General features: G+C 65.8%; 10 protein-coding genes. 5 read left to right on the forward strand and 5 right to left on the reverse strand.

Translation table 11 applies throughout. The features are described 5' to 3' along the window. The first annotated feature begins 52 nt into the window (after positions 1–52). From ctaE to qcrB, 4 genes are read left to right on the forward strand one after another with little or no spacing between them, the layout of a single operon-like run. Positions 53–664 (forward strand): aa3-type cytochrome oxidase subunit III, encoded by a 612-nt coding sequence (gene ctaE / locus ACRDUX_RS08300; RefSeq protein ID WP_526412794.1) that lies wholly within the window; start codon positions 53–55, stop codon positions 662–664. Between the two features lie 45 nt (positions 665–709). Then, complete coding sequence (qcrC, locus tag ACRDUX_RS08305) at positions 710–1531, forward strand: cytochrome bc1 complex diheme cytochrome c subunit (RefSeq protein WP_526412796.1); 822 nt, start codon at positions 710–712, stop codon at positions 1529–1531. Next, positions 1528–2694 (forward strand): cytochrome bc1 complex Rieske iron-sulfur subunit, encoded by a 1167-nt coding sequence (qcrA, locus tag ACRDUX_RS08310; RefSeq protein ID WP_526412798.1) that lies wholly within the window; start codon positions 1528–1530, stop codon positions 2692–2694. Before qcrC ends, qcrA begins: the two co-directional genes overlap by 4 nt. Beyond that, positions 2691–4364, forward strand: a complete 1674-nt coding sequence (qcrB, locus tag ACRDUX_RS08315; protein WP_526412800.1) for a cytochrome bc1 complex cytochrome b subunit — start codon at positions 2691–2693, stop codon at positions 4362–4364. Before qcrA ends, qcrB begins: the two co-directional genes overlap by 4 nt. Before the next feature lie 47 nt (positions 4365–4411). On the opposite strand, the gene ACRDUX_RS08320 is transcribed toward qcrB, so the two are convergent. The 4 genes from ACRDUX_RS08320 to ctaC form a co-directional block, all read right to left on the reverse strand. After that, positions 4412–5062 (reverse strand): DUF2561 family protein, encoded by a 651-nt coding sequence (locus tag ACRDUX_RS08320; RefSeq protein ID WP_526412802.1) that lies wholly within the window; start codon positions 5060–5062, stop codon positions 4412–4414. Beyond that, a complete protein-coding gene (locus ACRDUX_RS08325) occupies positions 5062–5892 on the reverse strand; it encodes an MmpS family transport accessory protein (protein WP_526412804.1) in 831 nt (276 codons plus the stop codon). The genes ACRDUX_RS08320 and ACRDUX_RS08325 overlap by 1 nt, the downstream gene beginning before the upstream one ends. A 162-nt stretch (positions 5893–6054) precedes the next feature. After that, positions 6055–6474: an aa3-type cytochrome oxidase subunit IV gene (gene ctaF, locus ACRDUX_RS08330; RefSeq protein WP_526412806.1), complete on the reverse strand. Its 420-nt coding sequence runs from the start codon at positions 6472–6474 to the stop codon at positions 6055–6057. A 13-nt stretch (positions 6475–6487) separates the two neighbouring features. Continuing rightward, the gene (gene ctaC, locus ACRDUX_RS08335; protein ID WP_526412820.1) at positions 6488–7537 is read right to left on the reverse strand and encodes an aa3-type cytochrome oxidase subunit II; all 1050 of its coding nucleotides are present in this window, start codon (positions 7535–7537) and stop codon (positions 6488–6490) included. Between the two features lie 154 nt (positions 7538–7691). On the opposite strand from ctaC, the gene asnB reads away from it, so the two are divergent. After that, complete coding sequence (asnB, locus tag ACRDUX_RS08340) at positions 7692–9635, forward strand: asparagine synthase (glutamine-hydrolyzing) (protein ID WP_526412808.1); 1944 nt, start codon at positions 7692–7694, stop codon at positions 9633–9635. 8 nt (positions 9636–9643) lie between these two features. Here the strand turns inward: asnB and ACRDUX_RS08345 are convergent. Continuing rightward, positions 9644–10290: PfkB family carbohydrate kinase (locus ACRDUX_RS08345; protein WP_526412810.1), on the reverse strand; the 647-nt coding region annotated here is incomplete at its 5' end.

Below are 10290 nucleotides of genomic sequence, written 5' to 3' on the forward strand. Positions count from 1 at the left end.
ATCTTGCGACCCGGGTGGAGTTCAACAACTACAAAGCGTCATACTTCTTGACGTGACGAGTGCTGTAGGGACCTCGGGAACCGCGATCACGGCGCGCGTGCATTCGCTGAACCGACCGAACATGGTAAGTGTCGGCACCATAGTGTGGCTTTCCAGCGAGCTGATGTTCTTTGCTGGGCTGTTCGCCATGTACTTCACCGCACGGTCGCAGGCCGGCGGGGTCTGGCCGCCACCCCCCACCGAGCTGAACCTGGTTCAGGCCGTGCCGGTGACGCTGGTGCTCATCGCGTCGTCATTCACGTGCCAGATGGGCGTGTTCGCGGCCGAGCGCGGCGACGTCTTCGGCCTCCGCCGCTGGTATCTGCTCACCTTCTTCATGGGCGCGTTCTTCGTCGCCGGTCAGGGCTACGAGTACTACCACCTGGTCAGCCATGGAACCACCATTCCGGGCAGCGCCTACGGCTCGGTCTTCTACCTCGCCACCGGTTTCCACGGTCTCCACGTCATCGGCGGTCTGATCGCCTTCGTGTTCCTGCTGGCGCGCACGCGAATGAGCAAGTTCACCCCGGCGCAGGCCACCGCCGCGATCGTCGTGTCGTACTACTGGCACTTCGTCGACATCGTGTGGATCGCGCTCTTCGCCGTCATTTACTTCGTTCGATAGGGGCGGCCGATGACTTCCACGGACGGGCAGCCACTCACAAAGCGGATGAGAAGGGGTTCGATGACCAGCAAGTCTCGCCGTCGGCTACGCCGGCGTCTGTCGGGAGCACTCCTGCTTCTGACCGGACTTCTCGTCGCGGGTGGCATCGCGGCAACCCTGACACCCAAGCCGCAGGTGGCCGTCGCCGACGAGTCGAGCCTCGCGCTGCTACGCACCGGCAAGCAGCTCTTCGAGACCTCCTGCGTGACGTGCCACGGCGCGAACCTCCAGGGCGTGCCCGACCGCGGACCGAGCCTCATCGGCACCGGCGAGGCAGCAGTCTTCTTCCAGGTGGGCACGGGCCGCATGCCTGCCATGAGCGGCAACGCCCAAGCGCCGCAGAAGCCCCCGACCTTCGACGAGCACCAGATCGATGCGATCGGCGCCTACGTGCAGGCCAACGGTGGCGGCCCCGAGGTCCCCCGCGATGCCAACGGCGCCGTGGCGGAGGGCGACCTGATCGGTAACGACGTGGCTCGCGGCGGCGACCTGTTCCGGCTGAACTGCGCGTCGTGCCACAACTTCACCGGCAAGGGTGGCGCGCTGTCCTCCGGCAAGTACGCACCCTCACTCGAGGACGCCGAGCCCGCACAGATCTACACCGCGATGCTGACCGGGCCTCAGAACATGCCCAAGTTCTCGGACCGACAGCTGAGTCCGGAGGAGAAGCACGACATCGTCGCCTACGTCAGGCAGGCCACCTCGACCCCAGATCCCGGCGGCTACGGGCTCGGCGGCTTCGGGCCCGCGCCAGAGGGCATGGCGGCCTGGATCATCGGGATGGTTGCAGTGATCGGTGTGGCAATGTGGGTGGGATCGCGCGCATGAGTGACGACGTGTTCGACAAGCCGACCGAAGAACAGCTGGCCAAGATGTCGCGCGAGGAACTCGTCGCGCTCGGCGGCAGGATCGACGGCGTAGAGACCGTCTTCAAGGAAGAGCGTTGGCCCGTTCCGGGCACCAAGGCCGAGAAGCGGGCCGAGCGCGCGGTCGCGTACTGGCTTCTCTTCGGCGGCATCGCGGGCCTCGCACTGCTGGTCGTGTTCCTGTTCTGGCCGTGGGAGTACAAGCCCTACGGGTCCGAGGGTGAGCTCCTCTACAGCCTTGCCACCCCGCTGTACGGCTTGACGTTCGGACTCTCGATCCTGGCGATCGGGATCGGTGCGGTGCTCTTCCAGAAGAAGTTCATCCCCGAGGAGATCTCCATCCAGGACCGCCACGACGGCCCGTCCCCGGAGCTCGAGCGCAAGGCCACCGCGGCGAATCTCGTCGACGCGCTCGAAACCTCGACCATCAAGCGGCGCAAGTTGGTCGGCCTGTCGTTGGGCATCGGGCTCGGAGCCTTCGGGCTCGGCACGACGGTCGCGTTCGTCGGCGGACTCATCAAGAACCCTTGGAAGCCGGTCGTTCCGACCGCCGATGGCAAGAAGGCCGTCCTGTGGACATCGGGCTGGTCCCCACGCTTCCACGGCGAGACCATCTACATGGCGCGCGCCACCGGTCAGCCCGGTAGCTCACCGTTCGTCAAGATGCGCCCGGAGGACCTCGACGCGGGTGGCATGGAGACGGTCTTCCCTTGGCGCGAGTCCGATGGTGATGGAAGCACGGTCGAGTCTCACGAGTCGCTCACCGAAATCGCCATGGGCGTACGCAATCCGGTGATGCTCATCCGCATCCGGCCCGAGGACATGTCGCGCGTGGTCAAGCGCCAGGGCCAGGAGAGCTTCAACTTCGGCGACCTGTTCGCCTTCACCAAGGTGTGCTCGCACCTTGGTTGCCCCTCCTCGCTCTACGAGCAGCAGACCTACCGCATCCTCTGCCCCTGCCATCAGTCGCAGTTCGACGCGCTGCACTTCGCGAGACCCATCTTCGGCCCGGCGGCGCGCGCCTTGGCGCAACTTCCGGTGACGATCGACAAGGATGGGTATCTCGTCGCAAACGGAGACTTCATCGAACCAGTCGGACCGGCATTCTGGGAGCGAACGTCATGAGCCCAAAACTCGCTGACAAGGCAGCCGAACAAGGCGACGCGATCGATTCGCGTTACCACCCCTCCGCGGCGGTGCGCCGACAGCTCAACAAGGTCTTCCCGACGCACTGGTCGTTCCTTCTCGGTGAGATCGCGCTGTACAGCTTCATCGTGCTGCTGCTCACCGGTATCTACCTCACGCTGTTCTTCGATCCGTCGATGGCAGAGGTCACCTACCACGGCGTCTACCAGCCACTCAACGGCATCCAGATGTCGAAGGCCTACGCGTCGACCTTGGACATCACCTTCGAGGTCCGCGGCGGCTTGTTCGTTCGCCAGATCCACCACTGGGCCGCGCTACTGTTCGCCGCGTCGATCATGGTCCACTTGGCGCGCATCTTCTTCACCGGTGCATTCCGGCGCCCCCGCGAGGCCAACTGGGTGATCGGCTCGCTGCTGCTCATTCTGGCAATGTTCGAGGGGTATTTCGGTTACTCCCTGCCCGACGATCTGCTGTCGGGCACCGGTCTTCGGGCGGCGTTCTCGTCGATCACCCTTGGCATGCCGGTCATCGGCACCTGGCTGCACTGGGCGCTCTTCGGCGGCGACTTTCCTTGCGGCGGTCTCGGATACCAATGCTCCGCCAACGGCTACATCATCCCGCGGCTGTACTCCTTACACATCCTGTTGATTCCTGGAATCATGCTGGCGCTCATCGGCGTTCACCTGGCAATGGTGTGGTTCCAGAAGCACACCCAGTTCCCCGGCCCCGGACGCACCGAGCACAACGTCGTCGGCGTGCGGGTGATGCCGGTCTTCGCGGTGAAGTCCGGTGCGTTCTTCGCCATGACGGTCGGCATCCTGGGAATCATGGGCGGCGTGTTGCAGATCAACCCGATCTGGCAGCTGGGACCGTACAAACCGTCGCAGATCTCGGCGGGCAGCCAGCCCGACTTCTACATGATGTGGACTGACGGCCTCGCCCGCATGTGGCCGGCATGGGAGCTGTATCCGTTCGGGCACACCGTTCCTGCCGCGGTCGCCGTCGCGTTGATCATGGGATTGGTGTTCGTCCTCCTCACGATCTATCCGTTCCTCGAGAAGAAGATGTCCGGCGACGTCGCCCATCACAACCTTCTGCAGCGGCCGCGTGACGCTCCGGTCCGTACCGCGATCGGCTCCATGGCCATCGCGTTCTACATCGTGCTGACGTTCGCCTGCATGAACGACCTCATCGCGCTGAAGTTCCACGTGTCCCTGAACGCGACGACGTGGATCGGACGCATCGGCATGGTCGTCGTGCCAGCCATCGCCTACTACATCGCCTACCGGTGGGCCATCAGCCTGCAGCGCAGCGATCGCGCGGTGCTCGAGCACGGCATCGAGACGGGCATCCTCAAGCGGCTGCCGCACGGCGCCTACATCGAGCTGCACCAGCCGCTCGGCCCCGTCGACGATCACGGCCACCCGATTCCGCTGGAGTACCAGGGTGCCGCCCTGCCGAAGAAGATGAACAAGCTCGGCTCGGCAGGCGCACCAGGCATCGGCAACTTCCTGTACCCCGACCCCGAGTCGGAGCAGACGGCACTCGTCGAAGCCGCTCACGCGGCCGAGCGCAGGGCGATCGTCGCGCTCAAGGAGCGTCAGGGCGATGACGACACCAACGGCAACGGGTCGAACGGTCACCACTGACCGTTCGGCCTAACGGCGGGAAGCCCTGCGGCGGGAAGCGTTGCCCGTCAGGACTCGTCGAGCACGTCGTGTAACTGGCGGAGATAGAACCACATTGCGACGGGCATTGCCACGGCGATGACCGCGGCGACGCCGTACACGATCCACGCCGCGGTGTCGTGGCCGGAGGCCATCAGGTAGGTGGCTACCCCGATCCCCGTGGCGGCGGCACCCATCACACCTGCGATGCTCGCCGTGCAACGAAGCCAGATCTGGTCGACCGCGGCAGTTGGAAACCCGACGCGACTGGTGGCAGGCGGCGTCGCGGTGCGACGAAGCACCGGCGCCCCGAAGGGCTGCAACCGCTGCGACACCGACGGTGCGTCGACCGGACCGCCGGGGTGTCCCTGCGATGCGGGCCTGGCCGGGACGGTCGATGCCGTCTGCCGCGCCCGCACCAGAAGCGGGATCGCACCGACGATCACCGCGGCGGAGACGCCGATGACCGTGTACAGCAGCCAGGGGGTGTCTGAATCACCCGAGGCGACCGTATGCACCTGGGCAAGGTCGACAAGCGCGACGATGGCCGCCACTCCCGCACCAAGCGCAGCGAGCCAGAGCACGATGCTCGTGATGACGAGAATGCGGTCCACCTGATCGGGTGCCGCCGTGCTGAACCGCGAGCGCACGGTGGCACCGCCTTCCAAGTCGTGTGTCATCAGCAGCTGGTCTGCCAATCGTTGTTCTGTTGTGAGGCGATGGTCTGTCCGTCGCTAGTAGTTATCTGACAGTTCAACTTGCTCAACCGTAGGAGGCTGGACGCCTGCACCGAGCCGAACTCCGACATCGAGATCGGAGTCACCGTCAGCGACCACGGGATGTACACGTTCTGCTGGGTGCGCTGCCTGCCGGACGCGTCGGTATAGGTGACGGAGATCCGGTCCAGCGGCGCCTTCGTGCCCGTCACCGTGTACGTGATGAACCTGGGGCCCGCCGGCGCCGTCGTGGTCACCGGCGGCGCGCCGGTATCGGCGGGCGGCGGTGGCGGCTCCTCGGTTGGTGCCGGAGGCGGCGGAGGGGGTTCCGGCGTCACCGTCACCGTCTCGGGCGGAGGTGGCGGCGGTTCCTCGCTGGTCGGAGGTGGCGGCGGAGGTGGCGGGGGCGTCGTCGTCGTGATCTCGTCCTGGACCGGCGGCACGGAGGTCGTGGTGCTGGTCGCGGGAGTCGCGAGGGTTTCGCTATCGGTGCGGGTGACGAGCACTGCTACCGAGACGACCAGGGATATCGCGGCCACGATGGCGACCACCCCGACCACCCACGGCCACCGCGGTGGCGTCGCGTCGTCGCCGTCTGCATCGGCGGTGGAGTCGTAGGAGTCGTAGTCGTACAGCGCCGAGTCGGGTGGCACGTAGGGCGCACTGGTGAACTGCTCCGACTCGGGCGCGGAGTACGCCCGCGAGTAGATCTCCGTCTCGCCCGTCTTCGGCGTCTCCCGAGCCGGTTCGTCCGGTTTCGGAGAATCCGATTCTGGGGGATTCGGCCCGCTCATCTAAACGCCTGTCCTCTTCGACTGCCCGATCGGCGCGACGTCAGCGTCGGTGTCGTGACTGGTCGTGCCTCGGCAACCCTACCGAACGCCATGCCCGGACGGCTCTCGCGGCGCTCTACTTCAGCCAACTGAGGCCTTTATCGTGACCTTGCGGCTGCGTGGTCAGTGCTTCTCGGGGCCGACGTAGTACTCGAACACCAGACCGGCGGCAGAGGCGATCACTAATACGCCACCCGCGGCGATCAGCCACGGCAACCACATCGCCACCGCCACCGCGAGCACCGACGCCGACAGCGCAATCAACAGTGGCCACCAGCTGCCCGGGCTGTAGAAGCCCAATTCCCCCGCACCGTCGGCGATCTCGGCGTCCTCGTAGTCCTCGGGACGGGTGTCGAGACGCCTGGCGACGAATCGGAAGAAGGTGCCGATGATGAGCGACAAGCCGGTGGTGAGGACCAGCGCGGTGGTGCCCGCCCATTCGATGCCGCCGTAGGCGTAGATCGCGGTCAGCGCGCCGTAGCCGACGGCGCAGAGCGCGAAGAACGCGGTCAGGATTTCGAACAATCTCGCTTCGATGTGCATGAGGTGTCGTCCCCTACTTGCTCGCCTGCGGAACCTGTTCGCCGCGGCGCGATTCGAACGGATGCGTGGTCACTGCCAATTCCGGCAGGCCCACTGCCCCGAGCGCGTCCGCGTTGGTCCCGTTGGGATGGTCGATGCGGTACTGGAGATAGGCCTTGAAGACGTTCGGCTCCACGACGCGCACCTCGAAGTTCATCATCGAGTGGTACGTGCCGCACATCTCGGTGCAGCGCCCGACGAACGCACCCGTCTCCTGAATCTCGCTGACCTGGAAGACGTTGTCCGAGTTGTTGGCCTTCGGATCCGGCATCACGTCGCGCTTGAAGAGGAACTCCGGGACCCAGAAGCCGTGGATGACGTCGGCCGACGCGATCTGGAACTCGATGCGCTTGCCCTTGGGCAGCACCAGGATCGGAATCTCGTTGCTGGTTCCCGTGGTCTCGACCTTGTCGAAGTTCAGGTAGGTGCGATCCTCGGGGTTTAGCCCGTTGATCGGCCCGACGACTTCTTCACCGTGCGCATCGACGCCCTCGGGCTTGGACACCATGGCGTTCTTTCGCTGGGCGTCGGCGCCGTCGTAGGAGAGCGTGCCGTCCTTGAAGTCGATCTTCTGATAACCGAACTTCCAGTTCCACTGAAAGGCGGTGACGTCGATGACGACATCCGGGTTGGGGTCCTTGTGCAGCATCTTCTCCTGCACCACCACGGTGAAGTAGAAAAGCACCGAAATGATGAGGAACGGCACGACGGTCAACACCAGCTCGAGCGGCATGTTGTACCCGAACTGGCGCGGCAGCTCGGTGTCGGTCTTCTTCTTGCGGTGGAAGGCGCTGGTCCAGAAGATCAAGGCCCACACGATCACCCCGACGACGAGCGACGCGATGACGCAGCCGACCCACAGCTCCCTGTTGAGCTTGGCCTCTGGGGTGATGCCGCTTGGCCAACCGAGGCCGATTGCCTCCGACCAGCTGCAGCCGCTGAGCAGGAGCGCAGTCCCACCCAGAACCACAGACAACACCACCAACCGGAACCCGCGAGCGGTCACGTTGGTGCCTCCTAGAATTGGGTGAAACCAGGCGAATACTACGCAGCGTAGACCACACCCAAGGGCTGGAGCGAAGCGACCGGGGAATGTCGCCGGAGGGCAGAGCGAAGCGACCGGGGAATGTTCCAGGGTGCTGGTCTGGGCGCGACTGCTCGTTCGGCATACTGGCGCAGTGTGCGGACTGCTGGCCTACCTACGCGACCCGTCCGCCGACCCGGCCACGGAGCTGGTCGACGCGATGTCCGGGGCCGCTCATCTGATGCGTCACCGCGGCCCGGACGAGCCGGGGACCTGGGCCAATGACCCAGGCGAGCCCGCCATCGTGCTTGGCTTCAATCGTCTGTCGATCATCGACATCGCCCACAGTCACCAACCGCTGAGCTGGGGCCCGCCCGAGGAGCCCGGCCGCTACAAGCTGGTCTTCAACGGTGAGATCTACAACTACCTCGAATTGCGCGATGAGCTGTCGACGCGCCACGGCGCGGAGTTCGCCACCGACGGCGATGGCGAAGCGATCATCGCGGCCTATCACCACTGGGGCGTCGAGGCCCTCAATCGCCTGCGTGGCATGTTTGCCTTCGCACTGTGGGACACCAGAGAGCGGGAGTTGTTCTGCGCCCGCGACCCGTTCGGCATCAAGCCGTTGTTCATGGCCACCGGCCCCGGCGGCACCATCGTCGGCAGCGAGAAGAAGTGCCTGCTCGACCTGGCTCCGGTCGCGGGCATCGACCTCGGCATCGACGAACGCGCGGTGCAGCACTACACCGTGTTGCAGTACGTCCCCGAGCCGGAGACGTTGCACCGTGGCGTGCGCCGGCTGGAATCAGGCAGCTACGCCCGCATCCGGCCCGGCCGCATGCCGGAGGTCACGCGGTACTTCGTGCCACGGTTCGCCGCGGTGCCGTTCACCGCGGGCGACGAGCAGCGCCGCTACGACGAGATCACGGCGGTACTCGAGGATTCGGTCGCCAAGCACATGCGCGCCGACGTCACCGTCGGCGCCTTCCTGTCGGGAGGGATCGACTCGACGGCGATCGCGGCGCTGGCGATGCGGCACAACCCGCGGTTGATCACGTTCACGACCGGCTTCGAGCGTGAGGGCTTCTCGGAGGTCGACGTCGCGGTGGCGTCGGCCGAGGCGATCGGCGCGCGGCACGTCACCAAGGTGGTGAGCCAGGCCGAATTCGTCGAGGCGCTGCCCGAGATCGTCTGGTACCTCGACGAGCCCGTCGCCGATCCCGCCCTGGTGCCCTTGTTCTTCATCGCCCGCGAGGCGCGCAAGCACGTCAAGGTGGTGCTGTCCGGAGAGGGCGCCGACGAGCTCTTCGGTGGATACACGATCTACCGGGAACCGTTGTCGCTGAAGGCCTTCGACTACGTGCCGGGACCGCTGCGCCGGTCGCTGGGCCGGGCGTCGAGCCCGCTGCCCGATGGCATGCGGGGCAAGAGCCTGCTGCACCGCGGTTCGTTGACGCTGCAGGAGCGCTACTACGGCAACGCCCGCAGCTTCTCCGATGCGCAGTTGCGCGCGGTTCTTCCCGGCTTCCGGCCGGAGTGGACGCACACCGACGTGACCGCCGCCCTGTACGCCGAATCCGAAGGCTGGGATCCGGTGGCACGCATGCAGCACATCGACCTGTTCACCTGGCTGCGCGGCGACATCCTCGTCAAGGCCGACAAGATGACGATGGCGAACTCATTGGAACTGCGCGTGCCGTTCCTGGACCCCGAGGTGTTCGCCGTCGCGTCCAGGCTCCCGTTCGATCAGAAGATCACCAGGGCGACGACGAAGTACGCGCTGCGCAGGGCGCTCGAACCGATCGTTCCCGCCCACGTGCTCAATCGCGCCAAACTCGGCTTCCCCGTGCCGATTCGGCACTGGCTGCGGTCAGGCGAACTGCTCGACTGGGCGTATGCGACCGTCGCGGCCTCACAGACCGACGAGTTGATCGACCTCGCTGCGGTACGGCGGATGCTCGACGAACACCGGACCGGCGCGGCCGATCACAGTCGACGGTTGTGGACCGTGCTGATCTTCATGCTGTGGCACGCGATATTCGTCGGCCGCAGCGTGGTGCCGAACATCAGCGAACCGGCGTACCCGGTCCAGCTCTAGTTTCTAACTCAAGCCAGCGCCGCGGCGATCTCGGCGCCGGCATCCGCTCCGTAGGCATCCGAGATGCGGGTGATCGCCGCCGCCTTGTCCCACGTCCACTCCTGCGGTCCGGTCGCCTCCAACACCAGAACTGCGACGAGCGAGGCCAGCTGCGCGGAACGCTCCAGGCTCAAGCCCGCGGCGCGGCCGGTGAGGAAGCCGGCGCGGAACGCGTCACCGATACCCGTCGGATCGGCCTGATGGGTCTCGGGCACGACGTCCACGTGGATGGTGCTGCCGTCGGCCGATACGAGGTCGACGCCCTTGGGGCCGAGGGTCGTCACGCGCAGGCCGATCTGGCTCATCACCTCGGCCTCGGTCCAGCCCGACTTCTGCAGCAGCAGGTCCCACTCGTAATCGTTGGTGAACAGGTAGGTGGCGCCGTCGATGAGCTTGCGGATCTCCTCACCGGACAGCCTGGCGAGCTGTTGGGACGGATCGGCGGCGAAGGCGAGGCCCAGCGCGCGACATTCCTCGGTGTGAAGGAACATCGCGTCGGGATCATTGGCCCCGACGATCACCAAATCGATTGCGTCCGTGCGCGATACGACATCGGCGAGCTTGATGTTGCGCGACTCCGACATGGCACCCGGGTAGAACGAGGCGATCTGGGCCA

The organism is Mycobacterium sp. (assembly GCF_050701675.1).
GTDB lineage: Bacteria > Actinomycetota > Actinomycetes > Mycobacteriales > Mycobacteriaceae > Mycobacterium.

Excerpts from the sequence above, each read along its gene's own strand:
- qcrB (WP_526412800.1), top strand. The coding sequence starts at position 2,691 with ATGAGCCCAAAACTCGCTGACAAGGCAGCCGAACAAGGCGACGCGATC.
- qcrA (WP_526412798.1), top strand. The coding sequence starts at position 1,528 with ATGAGTGACGACGTGTTCGACAAGCCGACCGAAGAACAGCTGGCCAAG.
- ctaF (WP_526412806.1), bottom strand. The coding sequence starts at position 6,474 with ATGCACATCGAAGCGAGATTGTTCGAAATCCTGACCGCGTTCTTCGCG.
- qcrC (WP_526412796.1), top strand. The coding sequence starts at position 710 with ATGAGAAGGGGTTCGATGACCAGCAAGTCTCGCCGTCGGCTACGCCGG.
- ACRDUX_RS08325 (WP_526412804.1), bottom strand. The coding sequence starts at position 5,892 with ATGAGCGGGCCGAATCCCCCAGAATCGGATTCTCCGAAACCGGACGAA.
- ACRDUX_RS08320 (WP_526412802.1), bottom strand. The coding sequence starts at position 5,062 with ATGACACACGACTTGGAAGGCGGTGCCACCGTGCGCTCGCGGTTCAGC.